Raw genomic sequence first — 22,761 nt, 5'->3', positions numbered from 1 at the left:
GTTCGATTTATCATTTTTCAAACGTGATTTCAGATCAGTTAGATGGGTCCAGCTTATTGCCCAGGGCATAAACCTGGACCACATCGGAGCGGACGATCACACCGTCTGCAGTCGTCGCGGAACCACCTGAAGTGCGAATATCTTCTGCGATGGGCTGATCCAATGTGACCAGAGCTGCCGTCGCGGTACTGTTTTCCGTAAAGTTTTGGATGCGATACCAGCGTGCGTTTTTGACATCAAAGAGATATCCGCCTTTTCTGAGAGGAGGCCTGATATCATCCACCGACATATTCAGAGGCGCACCGGTAATGTTGTTATTATAATGCAGGGTAAACTGATAGTTGGGTTCGTCATCGGAGCCTTTCCACCCCAGTTCACCACGGTCATCTGTGTTTCCATCCTGGTTATCATCAACGCCATCTACCCCGGGAGAGCCATCAGCGCCGGTGGTGTATCGCACGAAATTGCTGACACTGTGAACCACTTCACTGAGAGGGGAAAAGTCCCGTTTGAAAAACACAACGACATCGACGGCTGCCACCCGTGTTGGCTGATGCCTGACAGAAAACATATAGCTGTAGCGCTGTTCCTGGATTTCAATCCGTACCTTGGAAACGATCCCCGTCCCATCGGAGGCAACATAACGCAAATTATCTGGTAGAGCAGTAAAGCCCGTTAAAGAATGGTTCGAAATATCTGTAGGAGAAATTGACGTCAGAGGTCGTATCTGTGCCACTTTTCCTGATTCATCAAAGATCACGATTCGAGACCAGATTCCCTGTGAATAACCGTCGACCGCATTCTGGTCGATATCGGTCATGAGTTCGGTCGTCAGTTCTGTTGAATCGAATTCAAGTCCGGTCAGAGAATTTGAAATCGGGATGCCTTCAAACTGCAGTACCCAACTATCCTGCTGTGCGAAAAAATTCGGCCCGGTACCCATTGCGGTAAAACCGGCATCAAAACGGAGCACATTACCGTATGCATTTCCCTGACCATCATTTCCGAATCGTCCCTGGTACGCAGGATCATCGGCAAGCAGATAACCAATCGGATCGACCATGTATTTTCTATTGGTATAGCGGTGCTCATCGCGATTGCCGTCGTTATCAGGATCATGAAGCAAACGACCTGGGAACGCATCCAGCATGGCTTCGGCGTTATAACGTAAAATGGTTGCATTCGTCAGTTGGGTGGCCTGTGCACTCCGTTTGACGGAGATCGGAAACAGCGTTGCGAGTGGAATCACCCCCAGCCCCATGATCATGACTGACATGAGGACTTCCATCAGAGTCACACCACGACGGCTGGCAACAGCTCTGACAGCATTCTGACTGATTGTTCGTTTAAGGGATCTCATTTGGCTGTTGCTCCCGTTTCCGCATAATAAAAGACATCTGGCGGCAATTGCGTTCTGGCATCAATACCCAGGGGATATGCATTCACACTTCCGGTACGGGTAAAGATTGACAGCAGTGAAGGAGTTGTATTGTCCAATACTTCCCACTCGACTGATCCGTCTGAAGTGATGATCTTCCCCGTGTGACGGGGACCATCATCCCCGACGACCAGGAACACAGAGGCATTTCCACCACTGGTGCCTGCCTTGCGGCAGATGTATGTTCTGTCATAAGGCTTATATTGATAAGTACCTCGCGCTGGAAGCTGCACGACTGCGCCTTCCGCATAGTCAGTGTTTCTGAGCCAGGACGATTGAATATTGGCGAGGGTATCAATCACAAAATGGATTTTCCCACTACCGGCCTCACTTCCCAGAACGGAACCACGAGGTGAAAACATCAGGTCCAGCTGACTGGAGTACAAACGATAGTCGTCGGATCCCGGCCAGAGTAATTCGCCATTATCATCAGCACCACCACTGGAATCATCGTCGATACCTGCTTTGCCGGGAGACCCATCGGGCCCCTGGTTGACATGAGCCGCATCAATGGGAGGCTGCCAGCTGGCAGGGAGTAACGATCGATCCAGATCAATACCAGTATCATTGGGAAGAAGAATCGGCTCTTCACCTGACAAGACGACCGGAGGCAATTCAAGCAGATAAGTGGATGGACCACTCCCGGGAGAAAAAGCAATAACCTCATCCGGTTCGGAAGTCCCGGCGTCCCGATAAGGCGTTGTTAACCGAAATAATTCCGTCCCCCCAGAAACACCAGATCCACTGACGTCAATAACATACCAGGTCCCACTGTCATCGCCTGGAATTTTGATTCGCGTACCTTCTTTGATCATCCCACGTAAATAAAGCGTGGCCCAGTCTGTCCCATCACCGCGAACGTAATAAATATACGGTGAATCTGCGACGCCATCTGAAGGACTATTATCCGGTCGCTCCATTGTAATGATACCCTGCTGCCAGTTTGGGCTGGGGGCGATATAAACCATGCTGGTCACAGCTGTCGGATTATTGGGATCCAGCATGAAACGAACTCCACGGGGTTCTTTCGCATAAATGGCCCGGTCGCGGGCCCCCGCGAGATACGACTGCACCTGGCGCGATGCACTACGAGTCAGATCTGTTGAGAGCGCAAAGTTAATTGAAGTGACTGTCATCACAATCAGAATTGCGAGGATCGAAATCACAACCAGCAACTCAACGAGTGTAAAACCCACTCGTTTTGAAGGCCGCTGCAGAAATTGATTATTCGTTTGAAAGGCTGGCATAGGCTTACCTTCCTCCGGCACGTTGATTGTGATTGGTGATATTGTCAAAGACGCCTTCCACAGGTGGTACAGCTATAGGCTGTGCCAGCACTCCATTATTGGCAAAATCATGGGGTTCATAGATACCGAGAATTCCATCCTCACCAGCAGAGACAATTAAAGGCAGTGAGTAGGTATCCATGACTCCGTATTCACAAGGGAATACGGTCAGTGGATCGGTGTCATAATAGTAACTGGCAGAATCGTTAAAGAGGGATTGAACCAGACCACCCGAACGGGAGTTTTCATTTGCCAGTCGCCCCAGTGGATCATCTGGATCGACTTCCAGAGGATCGCGTTCGGAAGAGGATGTCGGCACTGGTGGCAAACCGATGAAAAACGCACCTGCCACATCACGTCGAATAGCACCTACGCCATAAGGGCGAAACAGACGTGATGGCCAGTGATAAAACCGTAATGGTCTGCCCCAGCCATCAATAAACTCCTTCAATCCGTCACCATCTGTATCTGCGACTTCAGAAGTGCTGAAAGCATCTTCACCCACAGGGGTAATCCCCAGTCCGTCATATTGAGTTAAAATAAAATAGAGATACTCAGAGCTGATACTGAGGCCGCCGTCTGAACCAAGACTTCCGGCAGTCCCTGATGCAACCCCTGCTTTTGTATCCATGTCAGCATTGATTCTTTTGCTGTCACCTACAAACTGCGGAAAATTTTCGCGAAAGAGATCTTTTCGAACCAGAATTTCGATGATCGGATCAGTGAGTGAATAATATTTTTTATCGCCCAACTCTGAAACAAGCTGTCCTCGTTTACTGCTTAAACGAGGTTGAATCAGTTTGTCAGACCGCTTCGATTCCAGTAGTTTCTGAAAAGCCTGAATGCGCTGACTCAAGAGGCCATTCACTTTAACGATATTAGCCATCGTCGCTTTTTCACGGGCTTTATTACCGATATTACGTACGACGAACGCTGACGTGGCAATTAAGAACAAGAGAATTGCCACGACCATCATCAATTCGACAATGGTGAAGCCATTTCGCCTGGTTCGAATATCTTGATCTGCCTGTAAACGACGCATGAAAAAACCTGACTTGTAATAAGGCCCTGATGACTTGATTATTTCAGTGATCCACTGGTGAAGTTAGTGACGTTATCTGCTTCCACAGTACGTCCCGCAGGAAAGTTCTTATCCGGGTCATAGTTTCCACCAGTCCCATATTGGGCATCGGCACCTGGTGAGATAATCTGGTATGACTTAGGCTTATAAGCAGGTCCAAGTGTTGCGCCAGGCGTCCCCTGGTGATACACGTTCTTGACATCGACTCCCAATGCTGGAATCACAGGCAGTTCACTTGTACGATAACCGCGGCCACCGTAACTACTGAAGTACAGATAAGGCAACTGCTGACTGGGAAACACATCTTTATATTCGGCTGCATTATCATTATCGATATCTGTGAAACGTGAGATGTCAAATTCGAAATAAGGCCCCTGACGGTTGGTACCGCCGCTGGCAATGGAAAATGGGTTGGCAGGATTTTTAGAAAATCCATTCGGAGTTTTTCCTGTTGAGTCGAAGACGCCTCCTAGGAAAAAAACGAGACACTCTCCACCACTGAGTTCGAATGTGTCAGTGGTATCACCGTCATTGTTGATATCTCGACTCAGGGCAAAATTAAACTGTGGCCACATCTTGCGTATCAGCGATTTACTATGCTGATCCCAGGTAGAACCCCCGGCTTCGTATAGATTGATGTAACTGGGAGGATCGATACCAAAGTCAGCCTTGAATGCGGTAATGGCTGCATCAAGATTGGAGATCTCTGCACGCACCTGTGACTGTTGTGCCCGCAGGCGGACTGCACCGATGGCAGGGATGAGCAGACCGAGCAGAATCAGGATAATGACAATTGCGATCATCAGTTCGATTAATGTGAACGCACGCCTGCTGTACTTTGACGCCGAGAGGGTAATTGGCGGCCGACGTTTCATTGCTTACTCCTAACTCTTTACGGAACAACAGTTTGAGATTAGAAAACCCTGCCTGTCAGTGTTTGAGAGTCAATTTGTCAGAGAGTTTTCTACATTATATAGGGGCAAATTTCATGCCTTGATGTCCACAATACGCATAACCTGTTATGACTGCTTACTATATTGCTATTTCACTACGTCACAGACAGGCGTTTTTGCTGGAAATTTCTGTATTATTCTGCAACACCCTATCCAAAACACTACGAAAGATCGTTCAACAGCTTAATTAGCGGCATGAAGAGGGCGATCACGATGAAACCCACAATCAGACCCAAAACGATCACCATCAACGGTTCGAGCAGACTCACCAGAGCGTCCACGAGCACGGCGACTTCTTCGTCGTACACGTCCGCAACCTTGTAAAGCATGTCGTCGAGGGCACCGGTCTCTTCACCCACGTCCACCATGTTGACCACAATATCATCCACGATGCGCGCTTCTTTGAGCGGAACCGCCATGGTTTCCCCTTCGCGAATCGCGGCGTAGATGGTGTCGAACGCTTTCTGGAATACCATGTTCCCCGCGGTGTCACGGGCAATAATAATCGCTTCGAGAATGGGCACCCCGGATGCGATGAGCGTCCCCAGGGTTCGACAGGTACGTGCCGTCACCGACTTACTGATAATCTTGCCCAATAACGGTATGCGCAGCGAGATCCAGTCGACCACGAACGCTCCCTTCTTATTCTTCCTCACAATCTTGATAAATATGTAAAACGCCAGCGGTATCGCCGGGAAGAGGTAGAAGTAGGAGACGACGATATCACTCATCGACATCAGCATCAGCGTGATGCCGGGCAGTTCCGTACCGAAATCCAGGAAGATCTTTTTGAACTTCGGAATAATCCAGTACATGATGAAACCGACGATCAGCCCCGCCACCGTGATCACGGCGACCGGATAAATCATGGCCCCCTGCACCTTTTTCTTCAGACTCTGGGCGCGTTCTTTGAACTCAGCCAGACGCTGTAGAATGACTTCGAGAGCACCGCCGGCCTCCCCGGCTTTCACCATGTTGACGTAGAGGTTGTCAAAACATTTCGGCTGTTTGGCCATGGCTTCAGAGAGTGTATTCCCCGATTCAATGTCTTCGATTACACCATCCAGAGATGCTTTGAGCGGGCCGGGCTTGGCCTGGGCTTCCAGAATGCGCAAGCTTCTGAGAATCGGCAGACCGGCGTCCTGCAGCGTCGACAGCTGACGGGTAAAGGTACAGAGCTGCTTGGGCCGCACACCACCGATGGAGAAGCCCCCTTTTTTGGGACTGGCCTTTTTCGCGCCACCGCCGCCTTTACCACCGGCCCCTTTTTTCTGTTTCTTACCGCGACCTTTTTCGGCAATCTTGGTAACGAAAAAGCCCTTCTCTTTAATGAGTGTCTGGGCATCAGCTTCAGAAGGGGCCTCGATCGTGTCTTTCACTTCGAGTCCAGTATTATCCATGGCCTCATACTGATAAACCGGCATGGCGTTACTCCGTCAAAAGTCGTCTTAAAAAAGGTTTGTATTGTTAATGAACCAGATGGTTCTCAATCAGGCAATGTCTTCCACTACAGTTTCGCGGACCACTTCGTCAATTGTAGTGACACCATCAAAAATCAGTTTCAATCCCGCCTCACGCAGAGTGGTCATTCCCTGGCTGCGGGCCATTTCGCGAATGTCATCCACCGAAGCATCTTCGGTAATCAGGTCGCGAATTTCATCGGTGACGTCCATGAGTTCATACAGTCCGGTACGACCTTTGTACCCCGAGTTATTACAGGTTGCACAGCCTTTTCCGTAGTAGAAACTGTACTGGCGTGCCTGCTCAATCGGCAATTGAAGCTCCAACAGCAGCTCATCACTGGGTTCGAATTCGGTACGGCATTCCTTGCAGATGGTTCGCACCAGACGTTGCGCCTGAATGGCTTCGACGGTAGCTGTGATAAGGAACTTGGGAATATCCATATCGCGCAGTCGGGTAATCGCCGAAGGTGCGTCGTTGGTATGCAGCGTGCTGAATACCAGGTGGCCTGTCAACGCGGACTGAACGGCGATTTCTGCGGTTTCGAAGTCACGAATCTCGCCGATCAGAATCTGGTCGGGATCGTGACGCAAAATCGCACGCAGTACGGATGCAAAAGTCACCTGAATATCGGGATTCACGGGGACCTGAATCAGACCGTCGATATCGTATTCAATCGGATCTTCGGTTGTGATAATTTTTTCTTCAATAACGTTGAGTTCGTTCAAAGCGGAATACAGTGTCGTCGTCTTACCGCTACCCGTCGGTCCCGTCACCAGCACAATCCCGTTAGGACGGTGAATCATTTCACGGAAGCGTGACAGAGTGGTGGGGTCCATCCCGATCTTGTTGAGGTCCAGCTGCACCACGGTCCGGTCCAGCACCCGCATAACCACAGCTTCACCAAACAGGGTAGGCAGCACACTGACTCGCAGGTCGACCGGGTTTCCGCCAACGTTTAATTCGATACGACCGTCCTGAGGCAGACGACGCTCCGCAATATCCAGGTCCGCCATAATTTTCACACGTGAAACGATGGCATTGGCCAGGTGGCGAGGAGGTGGCACCATTTCGTAAAGCACACCATCGGCACGCACGCGGATCTTGAATTCATCTTCAAACGGTTCCAGGTGGATGTCACTGGCCTGGTCTTTAATTGCCAGCAGAATCACCATGTTCAACAGTTTTCGAATCGGGGCGGCGTCGGCGACTTCTTCGGAGGAAGAAAGGTCATAAACCTGTTTACCCCCGTCTTCACCAAGCTCGTCTTCCATATCGCCGATCACATCTTCGATACTGTCCTGATGCTCCGAGTAGTGACGGGCAATCGCTTCTTCGACTTCTTTCAGATTCGAAACGGCACCACGGACATCATAACCCAGGAAGTTTCGCAGGTCGTCCAAAGCGGCCACATTCTGGGGATCCGCCATCGCGACAGTGAGTACGCCGTCTTTCAGAGAAACCGGCATAATCTTGTAAATAGACGCCATGGTTTCCGGCACCAGTTCGAGCACCTTGGAAGGGATGTTGGTCTCTTCCAGCTCGATAACGGGCATCCCCCACTGCTCAGCGAGCGCCTGTGTAACCTGCTCATCAGTGACCAGGCCCATACGAATACCAACCTGACCGATGATTTCACCGGGACTCTGCTTCTGCTCTTCGAGGATATCCCATAACTGATCTTCTGAGATATATCCCAGATCGACCATGATTTGACCAAGGCGTCTCGCTGCCATGTATGTCTACCTTTTCAGTTTGTTGATTCTTTCCCAAACGACTGACTTACCGCGGCGCTTCCCTGCTCCTGAATCTCAATCTTCAAAATCGTCATCATCATCTTCGTCGTCATCGTCGTCTTCGAGTAATCCCTTCTTCGCCATCGCGATTTTGGCTTTCAGTTCACCGGGATTATTCGAACGCATGATGACATCTTTTTCCTCGCAGAGTCCGTCACGCCAGAGATTAAACAGCGCGTCATCCAACAGCTGCATTCCGTATTTACGTCCGGTCTGAATACTGGAGTTGATACGATAGGTTTTGGCTTCACGAATCAGGTTCGCAATCGCCGGCGTTACCACCAGCATCTCGTAGGCAGCCACCAGCCCTTTTGGTTTTTTGGGCATGAGCGCCTGACTGAGAATGCCGATAATCGACGAAGAGAGCTGCGTTCGGATCTGGTCCTGCTGACTGGTCGGGAACACGTCGATGATACGGTCGACTGTCCCCTGGGCACCGGTTGTATGCAGTGTTCCGAACACGATGTGCCCTGTTTCCGCAGCGGTGATCGCAGCAGAAATGGTCTCAAGGTCACGCATTTCCCCCACCAGAATCACATCGGGATCCTGTCGCAGAGCACGCCGCAGCGCTTCGGGGAATGTGGGAACATCAACACCGATTTCCCGCTGGTTGATCGTCGACTTATTGTGTTTGTGATAATACTCAATGGGGTCTTCCATCGTGATGATGTGATGGTCCATCGTATTATTCATATGGTTAATCATACTGGCCAGGCTGGTCGTCTTACCACTTCCCGTTGGTCCCGTCACCAGAAACAGACCACGTGGGCGTTCCAGCAGATCGGAAATAACAGAAGGCAGACCGAGTTGTTCAAATGTCAGGAACTCGTTCGGAATACGACGCAGCACCATGCCGATCTGGCCGCGCTGTTTAAATACAGAGACTCGGAAACGGGCTTTTTCACCAAAGGCAAAACCGAAGTCGGTTCCCCCCACTTCCTGCAGTTCCTGCTGATTTCGCTCGGGAGTGATACTTTTCATCAGAGCAACTGTATCATCAGGCTCGAGGCTTTTGGTTTCCAGACGAACCATGTGACCGCCCACACGAACAACGGGGGGCTGGCCTGTGGTGATATGCAGGTCGCTCACCTTTTCTTTAACGACCGTCTCCAGCAGTTTGTCAATCTGAACTGTTGCCATCCAAAGTACTTTCTGAAAACTCTTTGATTGAAAAGTGAGCGATCACCGAATGTTCGCGGGAACGACGTTAATGACAGAAGTCGAGATCATTCTTTGAGTTGAGTATTCCATTTCCCAGAACGATTTGGCTCCTGGACATATCCCTGATCAATCGGGTCCAACAAGAATTTAGTGAAACGTAAATCAGTAAAAATAAAGAAATAAAAGATAAGACGATTTAGAAATGCTTTACTGAAATTCAGGTCGCTTTTTGGCGTTCCTGACGTAATTATCCGGTATTCTGCTGCAAAACTCAACAAATGCACGAAAATAGATCAAAGTCTTCACATGAAAGCAGAACCTGTTTCAGGCACTTTTCATGTGCAGAATCTGACCATCGATGTATTTTGAAACCCTGTTAACCCCCTTCGAGCCCCTTCGCCAGCTTCATTGCTTCCGAGAGCGTCGTGATCCCCAGCAGGGCTTTATCCGTCGCATCCTCAGCCAGCGATTTCATGCCGTGAAGACGTGCCTGCCTTCTAATATTTTGAGCCGCTTCACTGCGGAAAGTCATCTCACGTATAGAGGAATTCATCATCATCAGCTCAAACACAGCCTTGCGACCTTTGTAACCGGTATGTGAACACGTGTTACAGCCTTTACCTCGATTATGGATGGCAGTTGCGAGCTTACTTTCAGTCAATCCAAGGTACTCGAGCTCACCTGGATCGGGAGTGTAGGTCTCCACACATTTACCACAAACAACACGCACCAGACGTTGTGCCATGACCGCCATCACACTGGAAGCAACCAGGAACGGTTGCACACCCATATCGATCAGACGTGTAATAGAACCGGGCGCATCGTTCGTGTGTAGAGTACTGAATACCAAGTGTCCTGTCAAAGATGCTTGAATTGCCATCTCTGCAGTTTCTTTATCTCGAATTTCTCCCACAAGAATCACATTGGGTGCCTGTCGTAACATCGCACGAATGATACGCGAGAAATCGAGGCCGATACTATGCTTGACTTCCACCTGGTTAATCCCGGGCAGATAGTACTCGACGGGATCTTCAGCGGTAATGATCTTACGGTCAGGACGGTTCAACTCACCGAGGGCACTGTACAAAGTTGTCGTTTTACCGGACCCCGTAGGACCGGTCACCAGGAAGATACCGTTCGGGCGCCGAATGATCGTCTGGAAGCGACGGTAATTCTCTTCTGAGAATCCCAGGTTACGAATACCCACTTTGATGTTGTCACGATCCAGGATACGCATGACCACCGCCTGGCCATGGTTGGTTGGCAGAATACTGACTCGCAGGTCGTAGTCCTTGCCACCAATGGTCGTTTTGATTCGACCGTCCTGAGGACGACGTTTTTCGGCGATATCCATTTGCGCCATGATTTTGAAACGTGACACAAGAGCCATCAACAGGCGGCGGGGAGGGCTGTCGCGTTCAATCAGCACACCATCGATACGGTAACGGATGCGGATCCGGTCTTCGAAAGGCTCAACATGAATATCACTGGCCCGCATATTAACGGCTTCACTGATGATCAGGTTGGCCAGACGAATCACAGGGGCACTGTCGTCTTCTTCTGCGACATTGCTTGAGGAGGCCAGTTCGGTCGCCGTAATATCGATGGCGGTTTCCGTGAACTCCTTTAACATCGTATCGACCGACTCTGTTTCGCTCTGTCCGTAATGCCGGTTGATGGCAGCCTGAATCGATTCAATCGGAGCCATGACCACATCAATATCACGGTTAATAATGAACCGCAGTTTATCGAGCACCTCGTATTTCATCGGGTCATGTAATGCAATCTGCAGCGAATCCCCGTCCATACCCACGGGAATCACAGTGTTTTCCCGCGCCATGGATTCCGGTACAAGTTCGATGACCGACTGCGGGATTTCGAGCCCTTCCAGCTCAACAAACTCATAGCCATACATCGATGCCTGAGCTTGCGCAATGACTTCCGCACCCACGTATCCCAGCTTGACAAGTGCTTCTCCCGGTGAAATTCCCATCGAACCGGCCATACTCGAGGCTTCATCCAGCTGCGCCGGACCAAGAAACCCATCGTCTACTAACTGTTGCATCCAATCGTCGGCCATTCAATTTCTCCACGGAATAGTATCAGTTTTAAACTGCGAGGAGTCTGTTTTTCCCATATCAATCAGTGGGAATCAAGACTCCAGTCAAATCTGGATTATTAAAATTATATGAACCCCAGGAGGAATTCCACCATAGAACAGTTTCAAATCCTGCTGTTACTGTTCGCCATACCCATAGCAATTGAGCTGACTGCTTTCTGATTATCCAATGAGCCATTGGGGAAATAAGACGTTAGATATGTCGAGCGAGAATTGTTCAAAGTGCCCGAATCTGACAGTGTGAATATCCCGGAACACGTTTTCAATCGAGTTGACGGGAAAACTCTTTAACCAGCCAGAACAGGCTATTTTAATTCTGTAGTAGACATCGAAGGGTGTCAAGGATGTAAATCACGATACTGATAATACTTGAGAGAGTTTTCTCATGCCCTCTTTCCAACAGAATCGTCGTTGATACATTAGTTTCAGACTGAAAACGAGAGTGCCAGTTCCTGCATGGCAGCGACGGCTGTTTCAATTTGCTCCACTGTTGTAAAAGGCCCGGGACTGAAGCGTAGTGTTCCGCCCGCTTCCTTTGAGCCAATACAGGTGTGAATTCGTGGCGCGCAGTGTAAACCCGCTCGGATCTGAATCCCGAAATTCTCATCCAGGATGGACGCCAGTACCTGTGGTTCGGCGAACTCACTAATCAGACTGACGACCCCCACCCGGTTTTCAACCATTTCGGGTCCGGGCAACAGAAAACCATTCAGCTGCTGCAGGCCTACCAGCAGTTGTGCAGTTATTTCCTGTTCGTGCTGACGGAGTGCAGCGACGCCTTGTGCAAGAACATACTCGAGAGAAGCCCGCAAACCAACCAGCCCCGGAGCATTATGGTTACCTGATTCATATTTTTCAGGCAGTGAGACCGGTTGGGTTTCCTCTTCGCTGCGGGTGCCGGTCCCCCCCTGCCTCAAACTATCAACCTGATCAGCCAGCTCCGTTCGCAGATAAATCAGCCCCGTCCCCAGCGGGCCCAGCAGACCTTTGTGGCCGGGACAGGCCAGAAAATCGACAGGCATGCTGGATACATCCAGAGGCAGATGGCCGGCGGTCTGAGCGGCATCGACCAGAAAAAGTACACCCGCCTGTCGAGCAATTTCGCCCACTTCATTTACAGGTTGAATGGTGCCCGTCACATTCGAAGCATGATTGAGAATGATAAGCCGCGTATTCTTTTGAATGGCATCTCGAAACGCCGTCGGCTCGACCAGCCCGGTCTGATCTGCGGGGATGATGGTGATCTCCAGTCCCCAGCGGCTGCTTAACATCTGCAGTGGCCGGAGCACGGAATTATGTTCCACATCGGAAGTGATGACGTGATCCCCGGGCTTCAACACACCTTGAATGATTGTATTCAGGCTGTCTGTCCCGTTGAAAGTGAAGGCGACCTCTTCAGGGCGTGCAGCTCCCAGCAGTCTGGCAGCGAGCTTGCGACATTGATCGACGGAGGACTGCAGTTCAATCGATTTTCGATAAGCGCCTCGACCGACGGCGGCACCAGTGCTTCGGTTATAATCATCCATCGCAGCATAGACGGACTCGGGCTTGGGAAAGCTGGTGGCGGCATTATCCAGATAAATCAAAGGCTGCTCGGTCATGGTGCTCAATCAATCCACTTTCAGATTTCAGCCACCGATCGAATACATCGGGCGATCCGGTTGAATGAATCGGGCTGTGTTGATTTCATGCCCTTCTTTTTTCGCGGTAATACTACTGCGGACCGCCGCGACAATCTCTTCGTCAGCAGCATTCGCATGGAACAGTCCGCGGATATCGGTCTCGTCCAGGCTGAACAGACAGTTGCGCAACTTCCCGTCAGCCGTTAATCGAAAACGATTACAACTCATACAGAAGGGGGCACTGATTGAAGAGATAAAACCAATCCGCCCAACGCCATCCTCGAAGACAAAGTTAGAAGCAGGGGCACTCTTATCAAGCTGGTCCAGCGGCGTCAGAGGCATAATGCCCTGTGAGAGAATCTCCTGAATTTCATGCGCAAACAGGACCTTGTCACGTTCCCATTGATTATCTGCATCCAGAGGCATAAATTCGATGAAGCGAATTTCGGCTCCCGTTTCCCGCGCCAGTTTTCCGAAGGGAACGATCTCATCTTCGGTCAGATTGCGGATGGAGACCGCATTGATTTTCACGGGATCAAAGCCGGCGTCATGGGCGGATTGAATTCCCGCGAGTACCTTATCGTAATCGTCGCGGCGGGTAATCTGTTTGAACTTGGCGGCGTTTAAGGCATCCAGACTGATGTTGATCCGTCTCAAGCCGGCATCATAGAGTTTTTGTGCCTGTTCAGGCAGCAGGATCCCGTTCGTCGTAATTCCGATATCCTTGATACCCGGAATGTCGGCGATCATCTTCACCAGTTCGGGAATGTTTTTGCGCACCAGAGGTTCTCCGCCTGTCAGGCGAATTTTATCGACTCCCAGCGGCACTACCAGACGGATGAAGCGGACGATCTCCTCAAACGACATAATCTTACTGCGATGCACGAACTGTACGTCTTCGGAAGGCATGCAATAAAAACAGCGAATATTACAACGATCCGTTACGCTGATGCGCAGGTTATTGTGCACACGCCCAAAAGTATCAGTCAGTTGAGTCAGATTTTCCATCAATGCCTCTTACGATCAACGCGGGAAGTACGGCCTGCTGTCTCCCGCCGGTTCACTACTCCTATTATAGTCAGCCTCAAAGTGGAAACAGATTTATTTTGCTTCAATATCCGGATGTTCCCACTCGGTTGTGCCATCGGCCCAGTTTTCTTTTTTCCAGATGGGCACGATCTCTTTGAGCCGATCAATCAGAAAACGCCCTGCTTCGAAGGCTTCCTTGCGATGCGCGGAACTGACGGCGATCGCCACACTGATTTCTCCCAGCGTCAGATGTCCGACCCGATGCTCAATCGAAATCGCGTGCACATCCCATTGATCGCGCGCTTCGTCAACCAGCTGCTGCAGCATCTGGTCAGCCATCTCCGGATAGGCTTCGTAGTCTAATGCCACCGTCTGTTTCCCTGCAGTCATTTCACGTACGGTCCCCATAAACAGGACCACAGCACCACATTCATTCGAACGCACCTGCTCGGTGATGGCGGCGTAGTCGATGGGTTGATCTGTTATGGAAATGGAGTCTGTTTTCATAATCAATAACCAAAATACCAGGTTGTAAGATTCAATTCAGCCGCCACTGACCGGTGGAAAGCAGGCGACCTCCTGAGTTTCCGTCAGCAACTGATCTTCACCAGCGTAGGCGTTGTCAACGGCGATCAGCAGCTGTCCACTCAATGGCTGCAGTTCAGGAACCTGTTCGGCGATCGCCTGTCGCAAACGGGCGACGGTTGTGCCTTCCTGTATCTGAACTGAAATCAAATCACTGTTTGCCAGTTCGCGGGCCCGGGCAAATAACCTGACCTGAATCTGCTGGACTGTCATGACACTACCAGTTTTTTCTTTTGCGGCTGCAATGCCCGTCCCAGTTCAGGCATCAGTCCGTAAGAGAGTGCCAGCAATTTGAGAGGGTGGATGGTGGGAATCCGACTTTCCTGTTCCATCTGCATTTTGCAACTGCTGCATTCAGTCACACCCGCGTGAACGTTTGTTGTTTTCATATGATCGATCAGCTCCCGACCGATCTGTTTGGAAGTTTCAAAGGTATCGCGAGCCAGACCATAGGTACCGGCCATGCCCGAACAGCCTTTTTCAATTGTATTCACCCTCAGCTCAGGAATCAAAGCGAGAAGCGAATTTAAAGCCGAACGCGTCGATAAAGCCTTGATATGACAGGGCGTATGGTAATCTAACTCCAGATCCAGACGTCCAAAATCGGTTCGCAAACGTTTTTCTTCGTATCGCTGCCAGAGGAATGCCCCCGCTTCGCTGACCTGTTCCGAAATGACCTGACTGTCTTCTCCGGGCACTAGCATCGGATATTCCTGTTTCAGGCAGATCGCCGCTGCAGGTTCGGTACAGATAATCTGATGCCCTTCTTTGGCGAATTCCGCTAGGATTTTAATGTTCTCTTGCGCAAAGCTGCGTGCCGCGATCAAATCGCCGGCGGAAACCATGGCCATCCCCGATGCCAGCTGCTGAGGCGGGATGTAGACGGGAACCTGGTTATGCTGCAGGATCGCGAGCATCGCGTGTGCCAGTTCGGGATCGTGGTAGTTAGCGTAATAGTCAACGAAGAAGATCACCAGATCCGGGTCACTGCCGGGGCGCGGGCGTTTCAAATATTTCTTCGGGACCGATCTCAAAAATGACCGCCGCGAAAAGAAGGGAAGCTTGCGATCGCGGTGAATGCCCATCATTTTTTCCATGAGCCATCGCGCGGTAGAATTATTGATCGCCCAGTTCGCCGCCATGGAAAGCGTACTGCCTAACGCGCCGAACGAATGCGCGCGGGACAGAATCCAGTCGGTATGATCCAGTCCGTTTGCAGAGACGTAAGCGGCTTTCGCTTCGATGGCCATCTGAGGAATGTTGACTGTTGAGGGACAGTCCAACTGACATTGCTTGCAGTTGAAACAGGTATCTGCAAGATGTTTGGTCTCCGCCGAAGAGAGTTCGTTGGGATGCAGAGCACCGGAGAGCAGGCTGCGAAAGAGATTCGCTTTGGCGCGGGGAGAAGCTTCTTCGTCAGGGGCAATTCGAAAGACGGGACACATCCTGGAGCCCGCATCCTGACGTCGACAGGAACCACAGCCATTACACCGCGATGCCTCCTCCTGCAGTTCCTGCGGTGACCAGGCAAGCTGAAGATCGACCAGTTCGGGGAACTTTTCAGGAACCGGTCTTAAATTTCGAATCGTTACGTGCGGATCATCGTTGATAATTTTGCCCGGGTTCAACAGATTGTGCGGATCGAAAATATCTTTGACCTGCCGAAACACGCGATACAGATCCCCATACTGCGAGCGAATGAAAGCAGTCCGCGCCAGTCCGTCGCCATGTTCGCCACTGATCGTTCCATTCAGAGCAAATACGGTCTGATAAAGTTCGCGCGCGATCGTTTCCAGAATGGGAGCATTGCGATCGGTCAACGTCGGTAAAAAGGGGCGCAAGTGAATCTGTCCGGAGGCAGCATGGGCATATAAAGTTGCGGTCACCTGATGTCTCTGAAAGACCTTCTGGGCTTTTTGCGAGAATTCATATAGCGCTTCGGGGGGAACAGCGATATCTTCGACGAACGGCTGAGGCCGGGATTCCCCCGGAAGACGACTGAGGGAAGGAACCACTTTCTGAGGCAGCGACCAGAGAAATTCCACTTCATCGGGCTGATGGGATTCCATGGCGACAACCACCCGCGAATTGATATTTTTCACTGCCAGAATCACATTATGCAGACGCTGCTGTACCTGGGCATCATTGAAGCCCACCTGCTCGACCAGCAATGCCGCTTCGGCAGCCGGAGAAATCAGGGAAGCAAAACGGGGATCCGCCTCACGGGCCAGTGAGAGCAGCCGCCGATCCAGAAGATCGCAGGCGGAAGGCTGTTCGTGGATAATGGTCTGCACGGCTTTGATCGCAGAAGCCAGGTCACCAAACAACAGGAGCGCCACCCCCCGATGTGCAGGTAACGGGGAGACATGTACCAGCGCAGAAGAGATCAGAGCCAGTGTGCCTTCCGAACCAACCAGCATGCGGGCCAGATTCAGATTCTGTCGGCTTTTAATCCCTTTGAGAAAATAGCCACTGCAATTGGGAATTCCGGACCGCTGTTTTTCCTGAATCAATGTGGCATGATCCGTCAGCAGCTTGGAGAGCTTACTCAATATCGTTCGTTTGGCCTGTTCGCCGCGCACTTCCAGAGTCGGTTCGCCCAGAAGTGACGTCCCGGAACCGAGGGGAGAGGGCTGGTTCAGGATCGAGAGACTCTCATTCCCCGCTTCGAAACAGGTTCCATCTGCCAGAATCAATTCCAGACGATTGACGTAATCCCGGGTGGAACCTACACGAATCGCCCGGGATCCGGCAGCGTCAATCGCCAGCATACTGCCCAAGGTTGTCACTTCGGTATTCGAGGGATCGGGGGGAAAATACAAGCCCTGTGTTTTCAGATACCGGTTGAGTTCTGCATGAACGACTCCGGGCTGAACGTGAACCAGATTCTCGCTGATTAACTCAAACGCATTCATGTAACGTGCGCAGTCAATCACAATCCCATTGCCGATGGCATCACCGACCAGCCCCGTGCCTGCTCCGCGTGGAATCATGGGGACGTTCATTTCTGAAGCATACCGGGCAATCGTGATCAGGTCATTGCGATCACGGGGAGAGGCAATACAGAGCGGAGGGACCTGATACAGGCTGGCATCGCTGGCATAAATTGACAACGCAACGGGATCGCATCGCACATCACCTGCAATCAGACTGGAAAGATCTTCTGCGATTCGTTGCTGTTGACGGTCCAAAGTTACAGGCTCTCAGGTTGAATGATTCGCACGCTCATCAAAAGTTTTTGAGGCAGGTTCCATTGTATGCGATTGAAGTACCCGGTTTGAATACTCAATCGACCGAATCGGGCTGCGAGCCATTGATTCGATTGCCGGTGTGAAAGAATCCGTATAATACACGCAGCCCGCAGCCTTTATTCATCCTGCCTGGTCGACACTGCTTCTCCAGAGAGACCGTTCACGGCAGTTTCAGCGTGACTCTGGCGTACTCTTGCCGAAACCAGATGTATCTCGTGACTGTTTTGACAGCCATTCACAGGCGGGTTCCGGTAAACCTTCATGACCGCCCTGGAAAATCGTCACACGTGCATTGCCTGATTTTCGTCGGAGATGAATCTCGCGTCCGTAGGTTTCATCGGTCACCTGATCCGAGGGCTGAGGATCTTTCAGTGTTCCCAGTTCCCACAACTGTTCAATCTCCTCTTCGGAGACGGGAGTCGTGTGGTTCTTTTTCGCGAGAACATTAAATGCATTTATCGTATTGGCGAAAGGAACGGAACCTGTTTTACCGTCTGTCACACCGGCGTTGAGATCGAGTGGTAATTCCGTCGCGTTGCCGATCCAGAACAGAGGAGAGCGATCGCGGTACTCGGCATCAATCTCATCAGAAGTACCAGGTTTGTCGGTCAATGATTTTAAAATCATACGGGCATAATTCTGAGGCACACCGTCTTTCAGATGGAAGCGGTACCACTCAGCCAGATCGCTGATGCCGACCCAGGCGGAAGCAGCAGAGAAACGATCGGGATGATGACCGGCCATCAACATTGTCATGTGCCCGCCTCCGGAAGAACCGGCGAGATAAATACGGGACTGGTCTACGTCGTAGTGTTTAATGACATAATCGATGGCGTCCAGAATATCCTGACGTGCCAGCCGGGATCCACAGGCTTCGGGCTGCTGATTGACGCCCCGAAAATCAGGGTGCAGATAAATCCAGCCGCGCTGTTCTGCTTCCTGCAGCCACTTCGCATTATTCTGCTTGTAATTGCCGCTCCAGGAATGCAGAAAGACAAACAGAGGGGTCGGCGTTGTTTTCGCAGTAGCGGGAGCCCAGAGCATGGAAGGCTGTAAACTCTGATCCAGACTGCTTTTGACTTTGATGAGCTCCAGCTTTGCCGGCTTCGGTTTCGTCTCAGATCCTTTTTCCGCTGCTGACAGAGATTCCGGATTCAAAGAACAAATTCCTGAGACAAAAAGAAGTAACAATACGAGTTTTGACATGGATGCGGTTTCCCCAGTTGTTTGATACGACACGGTTATTCTTTCTCTTCCTGTGATTCTGATTTCTGGTCGGCGTATTCAATTTTACCCCAGAGATTTCCCCCCACTTTTCCATGCTGCCAGGTACCAGCATAACGGCCTTCGAAGAACATCACGCGAGACGTGAACGTTCCCAGACCTGGGATGGTCATCTCGGTCAGCGAAATGACAGGAGTGTCGCCAGCCCAGAAGACATTCAGAGGCATCGGTACGTTGACGTCGTTATTCCCATATTTAATCCGGGCAGTGATCAGCCACTGATCCCCCTGCAGTTTTTTCATGGAGGCGATCTCATAGCGTTCTTCACGGGGTGGTTTGTTGTTCTGTTTTCCATCAACGCTGAAATGCCCCACGAGCGTTGCCCCGCTCATCTGCTTTTCCAGTTTTTGTTCCAGTTTCGCCTGCTCGCTGGAACCTGCATCCTGCTCTGCAGCCTGTAATGCTTGAGAAACTGCCACAGAAGTCAGCAGCAGCACACAGACAGTCAAAAAACGATTCTTGAGAAAACTCATGATTTCGGCCTCTCATTTTCATTGTGAATTTTCAGAACGAAGTGAATTCGCTACGATACCCTAATCCTACACGATAACCGCTCACAGGTGAATCAACCGGTCAAACATATGACAGAATCCAATCAGCAATCACAGCCAGCGGGATCAACGGACGCGGGCAGCCCGCAGCCGGGGACTCCCCCTGATTATAGCATCCTAACCCCCGCTTTTGAAAAGCTTTGCGATGTAATCGCCCGCCTGCGATCTCCGGAAGGCTGCCCCTGGGATCGGGCACAGACGCTGGAAACGATCAAGCCTTATACGCTGGAAGAGACCTACGAACTGCTGGAAGCCATCGATTCCGGCAATGATGAACACATTATTGAGGAACTCGGTGATCTGTTGCTGCAGATTGTACTCGACTCCCAGATTGCCGCCGACGAAGGTCGATTTGATCTGACGCATGTCGTCGACCGACTGACTCAGAAAATGATCGAACGCCATCCGCATGTGTTCGGCGATGTCGCTGCAGAGACACCGGATGAAGTCCGTCGCAACTGGGACCAGATCAAAGAGCAGGAAAAGCAGCGACGTTCCATCTTTGATGGGCTGCCTGCTGCATTACCGGCATTGGCACGCGCCTCACGCGTGGCAGAGAAAGCAGCGAAAGTGGGATACGATTTCCCGCATCGCGACATGCTGTTTGATAAGCTGCGGGAAGAGATCCAGGAACTGGCGGATGAAATATTCCCCGACGGTCAGATTCCTCACACGCCGGCAACCGTGGATGCGGACATTGTCGCTGATACGGAACTCGCAGACCCGGAACTGCGTGAACGGGTGGAAGGGGAACTGGGCGACATCCTGTTTGTGGTCGCCAATATCGCCCGCCGCTGGAAGATCAATCCCGAGGAAGCACTCCGTAAAAGTAACAGCAAGTTTCAACAGCGCGTGCAGAAAATTGAACAGGAACTGGAACGGACCGGCGGTTCCATTCAGGAAGCATCACTGCAGGAAATGGAGCAGATCTACCAGGCAGTCAAGCAACAGGAAAAACGGGACATCTGAATGATTTATTATTCGGGACAGCTGTTTTAAAATGGCAGGTCAACGCCCAGCCCTTCTTCGAGGGCCAGTTCATAAACTTTGGCACCCATGGCGATATCTTCGACCGCCAGCCCGACGGATTTAAACAGTGTGACCTGGTCATCGGTAGCGCGGCCGGTTTCGCGTTCGGCGACAATCTCACATAAATTGTGCATCAATCGCCAGTCGGTAATGCCTTCGTCGACAGGCTGCATGAAGTCGCCTGCTTCAATTTTGCACTGCTCGATATCATCACAGACAATCACGTCAGCCCGTTTAATGGTCGTACGGTCGATTTCCCGTCGCGAGCGATGATTGGCGCCGATCACATTGAGGTGCGTCCCTTCATCAAGCACACGCCCGTCAAACAGTGGCGTTTTACTACTGGTAGCGCAGATGACGATGTCTTTTTCGGCTGCCGTCTCATCGGGAGAATGTGAGGCGGTCACCTCAACATCACACAGTTCGGTCATTTCTTCAGCGAACTTACTGCAATGTTCGTAGTTACGCGAGTAGACCGAGACGAATTCGATTTTTCGGGTTAAACAGATGGCCTGCAATTGCGTACGCGCCTGGAGCCCGGTGCCGAACAGACCGACGACTTTGGAATCGGGTCGCGCCATGTATTCGGTTGCCACTCCGCTGGCAGCACCGGTACGAAGCTGGCCGAGGAAGTCCCCTTCGATCAGCGCCCGCATTTCACCGGACTCCTGATCGTAGATGGCGACGTGGAACTGGGCTGCTTCTCTGGTCGTCGTGTATGCTTTCCAGCCGACATAACCGAGATATTCGCTGGCAGCAGACATGGTGTGCAGCATGATACCGGGAGCTTTGACACGTTGCCGGGGCTCATTATTTGCGCGACCGGCGGCAAGTTCCTTGAAGACCTTGTGTGTGATCAGCAGAGATTTCTCCATATCCATCAGAGAGCGAACGTCATCTTCGGTGATATACAGTGCCGCCATGTACGGTTACCTTTTCAAGTGTAGCTTGTGTCCAGGTTGACTGTAACATCTCCCGATTCATCTGAGCCGAATAACACAGATCGAGAGACGCTATGGTTAAATGTGGTGCGCTCCAGTACATTTCCAAAATCACAGTAGCGCGCTGCTGATGTCACCCTCAAAACCGACATCAGCATCTTATTACACGCTAACCTGAAATCCGTTGATATACAATACCAGTATCAACCTGATAGTAGCCAACCGCCTCGGCGACATTCCAGGCAACCGTATTGGTTTCATCGACATGCAGTTCAAGTTTGGTGATCAGTTCATCCTGTAGTCGGCGGGCAATTTCCAGCAGTAACGACTGGCCGTACCCTTTACCGCGTTCCTCTTGATTCACAAACACGTCGGTCAGCCCGATCACGCGTTCTTCCCATTTGGGGATGTAGAGATCCAGACCGACAATGGTCGCAGAGGCAACTGCCGGCTCACCTGTTTTGGAAGCGAGCTCAAAGTGCAATGTTTCGAGTCGCCCCATTCGAGTGAGCCACCACCAGTTGGGTGCCTGGTAATCATCGGAAATATTCAACTGCATTTTCCGGCGGATATTGACCAGGTGGAATTTGATCGGCGGTTTCTGTCCCAGCAGATCGCGCTGATAGATGCGGGTTGAGCCAACCGAATCGTAGCCGATCGATTCAAAAAATGGTGCCGCCAGCGGGTCTGACAGTAGAAAACCGGAAGGACGGGTGCCGCCATACAGGCCTACCAGGTAGGGGGAAAGTAAGCCGGAAGGTCCTGCCGTGATTTCTGTAGCCCCTTTGGATTTCAGGTAGTCTTCTGCCCGTTGAACGAGTTCGCGGCCGATTCCCTTGCGACGGAAATTCGGATGTACAATGACGGCGCAGATGACCCCTTTGGTATAGTCCAGTGCAGAACCTTTGTCATTGGCTCCGAAGCCGGCCAGCACAAAACCAATGTGTTCGCCGTTCTCTTCTGCAATGATCAGTCCTTCGGGATCGAAGTAGGGCTGCGAGAAAATCAGCACTTCGAAAGCATCATTACTGAGGCATTCCGCGGCTCCTCTACCCAGTCCTGCGGTGTGCCATAGCTTCAGCAGATGAGGCGGGTCGGTATTATGAAAGGCGCGAAACTCAGTCACAAAGTTTTCTCACAAAATGTGAATGGGACTTAGAATCAGATATTCTGA

The 22,761-nt window shown here is 51.1% G+C and carries 18 protein-coding genes; 1 reads left to right on the top strand and 17 read right to left on the bottom strand.

Annotated features, from left to right (window positions below):
* Positions 1 to 34 precede the first annotated feature (34 nt).
* The 15 genes from ACN0YN_RS17470 to ACN0YN_RS17400 all read right to left on the bottom strand — a co-directional run bounded on the left by ACN0YN_RS17470 (position 35) and on the right by ACN0YN_RS17400 (position 19,539).
* Positions 35 to 1,360 carry a type IV pilus modification PilV family protein gene (locus tag ACN0YN_RS17470; RefSeq protein WP_417386318.1) on the bottom strand — a complete coding sequence of 442 codons (1,326 nt, stop codon included), beginning with the start codon at positions 1,358 to 1,360 and terminating at the stop codon, positions 35 to 37.
* Positions 1,357 to 2,685 carry a pilus assembly FimT family protein gene (locus ACN0YN_RS17465; RefSeq protein ID WP_417386317.1) on the bottom strand — a complete coding sequence of 443 codons (1,329 nt, stop codon included), beginning with the start codon at positions 2,683 to 2,685 and terminating at the stop codon, positions 1,357 to 1,359. Before ACN0YN_RS17465 ends, ACN0YN_RS17470 begins: the two co-directional genes overlap by 4 nt.
* 4 nt (positions 2,686 to 2,689) lie before the next feature.
* Complete coding sequence (locus tag ACN0YN_RS17460) at positions 2,690 to 3,766, bottom strand: type II secretion system protein (RefSeq protein WP_417386316.1); 1,077 nt, start codon at positions 3,764 to 3,766, stop codon at positions 2,690 to 2,692.
* Between the two features lie 38 nt (positions 3,767 to 3,804).
* Complete coding sequence (locus ACN0YN_RS17455) at positions 3,805 to 4,680, bottom strand: prepilin-type N-terminal cleavage/methylation domain-containing protein (protein WP_417386315.1); 876 nt, start codon at positions 4,678 to 4,680, stop codon at positions 3,805 to 3,807.
* A gap of 239 nt (positions 4,681 to 4,919) precedes the next feature.
* Entirely contained in the window at positions 4,920 to 6,182 is a 1,263-nt protein-coding gene (locus ACN0YN_RS17450; RefSeq protein WP_417386314.1) for a type II secretion system F family protein, read from the bottom strand.
* Positions 6,183 to 6,248: 66 nt separating this feature from the next.
* Positions 6,249 to 7,955, bottom strand: coding sequence for a GspE/PulE family protein (locus ACN0YN_RS17445; protein ID WP_417386313.1), 1,707 nt, complete (start codon positions 7,953 to 7,955; stop codon positions 6,249 to 6,251).
* Positions 7,956 to 8,030: 75 nt separating this feature from the next.
* Positions 8,031 to 9,155: a type IV pilus twitching motility protein PilT gene (locus tag ACN0YN_RS17440; protein WP_417386312.1), complete on the bottom strand. Its 1,125-nt coding sequence runs from the start codon at positions 9,153 to 9,155 to the stop codon at positions 8,031 to 8,033.
* A gap of 397 nt (positions 9,156 to 9,552) precedes the next feature.
* A complete protein-coding gene (locus tag ACN0YN_RS17435; protein WP_417386311.1) occupies positions 9,553 to 11,256 on the bottom strand; it encodes a GspE/PulE family protein in 1,704 nt (567 codons plus the stop codon).
* A gap of 464 nt (positions 11,257 to 11,720) precedes the next feature.
* Complete coding sequence (locus ACN0YN_RS17430; RefSeq protein ID WP_417386310.1) at positions 11,721 to 12,896, bottom strand: aminotransferase class V-fold PLP-dependent enzyme; 1,176 nt, start codon at positions 12,894 to 12,896, stop codon at positions 11,721 to 11,723.
* A 27-nt stretch (positions 12,897 to 12,923) separates the two neighbouring features.
* Positions 12,924 to 13,925 (bottom strand): GTP 3',8-cyclase MoaA, encoded by a 1,002-nt coding sequence (gene moaA, locus ACN0YN_RS17425; RefSeq protein ID WP_417386309.1) that lies wholly within the window; start codon positions 13,923 to 13,925, stop codon positions 12,924 to 12,926.
* A gap of 93 nt (positions 13,926 to 14,018) precedes the next feature.
* Positions 14,019 to 14,453 carry a molybdenum cofactor biosynthesis protein MoaE gene (locus ACN0YN_RS17420; protein WP_417386308.1) on the bottom strand — a complete coding sequence of 145 codons (435 nt, stop codon included), beginning with the start codon at positions 14,451 to 14,453 and terminating at the stop codon, positions 14,019 to 14,021.
* A gap of 36 nt (positions 14,454 to 14,489) precedes the next feature.
* The gene (locus ACN0YN_RS17415) at positions 14,490 to 14,744 is read right to left on the bottom strand and encodes a MoaD/ThiS family protein (RefSeq protein ID WP_417386307.1); all 255 of its coding nucleotides are present in this window, start codon (positions 14,742 to 14,744) and stop codon (positions 14,490 to 14,492) included.
* Positions 14,741 to 17,722 carry an anaerobic glycerol-3-phosphate dehydrogenase subunit C gene (locus tag ACN0YN_RS17410; RefSeq protein WP_417386306.1) on the bottom strand — a complete coding sequence of 994 codons (2,982 nt, stop codon included), beginning with the start codon at positions 17,720 to 17,722 and terminating at the stop codon, positions 14,741 to 14,743. Before ACN0YN_RS17410 ends, ACN0YN_RS17415 begins: the two co-directional genes overlap by 4 nt.
* A 231-nt stretch (positions 17,723 to 17,953) precedes the next feature.
* The gene (locus ACN0YN_RS17405) at positions 17,954 to 18,940 is read right to left on the bottom strand and encodes an alpha/beta hydrolase family protein (RefSeq protein ID WP_417386305.1); all 987 of its coding nucleotides are present in this window, start codon (positions 18,938 to 18,940) and stop codon (positions 17,954 to 17,956) included.
* 83 nt (positions 18,941 to 19,023) lie between these two features.
* Positions 19,024 to 19,539 (bottom strand): hypothetical protein, encoded by a 516-nt coding sequence (locus ACN0YN_RS17400; protein WP_417386304.1) that lies wholly within the window; start codon positions 19,537 to 19,539, stop codon positions 19,024 to 19,026.
* A 108-nt stretch (positions 19,540 to 19,647) separates the two neighbouring features.
* On the opposite strand from ACN0YN_RS17400, the gene mazG reads away from it, so the two are divergent.
* Positions 19,648 to 20,586 carry a nucleoside triphosphate pyrophosphohydrolase gene (mazG, locus tag ACN0YN_RS17395; protein WP_417386303.1) on the top strand — a complete coding sequence of 313 codons (939 nt, stop codon included), beginning with the start codon at positions 19,648 to 19,650 and terminating at the stop codon, positions 20,584 to 20,586.
* Positions 20,587 to 20,612: 26 nt separating this feature from the next.
* On the opposite strand, the gene ACN0YN_RS17390 is transcribed toward mazG, so the two are convergent.
* Both ACN0YN_RS17390 and ACN0YN_RS17385 read right to left on the bottom strand, forming a co-directional pair.
* Complete coding sequence (locus ACN0YN_RS17390; RefSeq protein WP_417386302.1) at positions 20,613 to 21,569, bottom strand: ornithine cyclodeaminase family protein; 957 nt, start codon at positions 21,567 to 21,569, stop codon at positions 20,613 to 20,615.
* Positions 21,570 to 21,756: 187 nt separating this feature from the next.
* On the bottom strand, positions 21,757 to 22,713 hold the full coding sequence (locus tag ACN0YN_RS17385; protein ID WP_417386301.1) for a GNAT family N-acetyltransferase: 957 nt from the start codon (positions 22,711 to 22,713) through the stop codon (positions 21,757 to 21,759).
* Between the last annotated feature and the right edge of the window lie 48 nt (positions 22,714 to 22,761).

The organism is Gimesia sp., assembly GCF_048260065.1.
In the GTDB taxonomy this organism is placed as follows: domain Bacteria; phylum Planctomycetota; class Planctomycetia; order Planctomycetales; family Planctomycetaceae; genus Gimesia.
Note: the sequence above shows the minus strand (reverse complement) of the source record. Positions and strands in the feature narration are given on the sequence as shown.

What these genes read in the sequence shown, in the direction of transcription:
- ACN0YN_RS17470 (WP_417386318.1), bottom strand. Translation starts at nt 1,360, where the DNA reads ATGAGATCCCTTAAACGAACAATCAGTCAGAATGCTGTCAGAGCTGTT.
- ACN0YN_RS17465 (WP_417386317.1), bottom strand. Translation starts at nt 2,685, where the DNA reads ATGCCAGCCTTTCAAACGAATAATCAATTTCTGCAGCGGCCTTCAAAA.
- ACN0YN_RS17460 (WP_417386316.1), bottom strand. Translation starts at nt 3,766, where the DNA reads ATGCGTCGTTTACAGGCAGATCAAGATATTCGAACCAGGCGAAATGGC.
- ACN0YN_RS17455 (WP_417386315.1), bottom strand. Translation starts at nt 4,680, where the DNA reads ATGAAACGTCGGCCGCCAATTACCCTCTCGGCGTCAAAGTACAGCAGG.
- ACN0YN_RS17450 (WP_417386314.1), bottom strand. Translation starts at nt 6,182, where the DNA reads ATGCCGGTTTATCAGTATGAGGCCATGGATAATACTGGACTCGAAGTG.
- ACN0YN_RS17445 (WP_417386313.1), bottom strand. Translation starts at nt 7,955, where the DNA reads ATGGCAGCGAGACGCCTTGGTCAAATCATGGTCGATCTGGGATATATC.
- ACN0YN_RS17440 (WP_417386312.1), bottom strand. Translation starts at nt 9,155, where the DNA reads ATGGCAACAGTTCAGATTGACAAACTGCTGGAGACGGTCGTTAAAGAA.
- ACN0YN_RS17435 (WP_417386311.1), bottom strand. Translation starts at nt 11,256, where the DNA reads ATGGCCGACGATTGGATGCAACAGTTAGTAGACGATGGGTTTCTTGGT.
- ACN0YN_RS17430 (WP_417386310.1), bottom strand. Translation starts at nt 12,896, where the DNA reads ATGACCGAGCAGCCTTTGATTTATCTGGATAATGCCGCCACCAGCTTT.
- moaA (WP_417386309.1), bottom strand. Translation starts at nt 13,925, where the DNA reads ATGGAAAATCTGACTCAACTGACTGATACTTTTGGGCGTGTGCACAAT.
- ACN0YN_RS17420 (WP_417386308.1), bottom strand. Translation starts at nt 14,453, where the DNA reads ATGAAAACAGACTCCATTTCCATAACAGATCAACCCATCGACTACGCC.
- ACN0YN_RS17415 (WP_417386307.1), bottom strand. Translation starts at nt 14,744, where the DNA reads ATGACAGTCCAGCAGATTCAGGTCAGGTTATTTGCCCGGGCCCGCGAA.
- ACN0YN_RS17400 (WP_417386304.1), bottom strand. Translation starts at nt 19,539, where the DNA reads ATGAGTTTTCTCAAGAATCGTTTTTTGACTGTCTGTGTGCTGCTGCTG.
- mazG (WP_417386303.1), top strand. Translation starts at nt 19,648, where the DNA reads ATGACAGAATCCAATCAGCAATCACAGCCAGCGGGATCAACGGACGCG.
- ACN0YN_RS17390 (WP_417386302.1), bottom strand. Translation starts at nt 21,569, where the DNA reads ATGGCGGCACTGTATATCACCGAAGATGACGTTCGCTCTCTGATGGAT.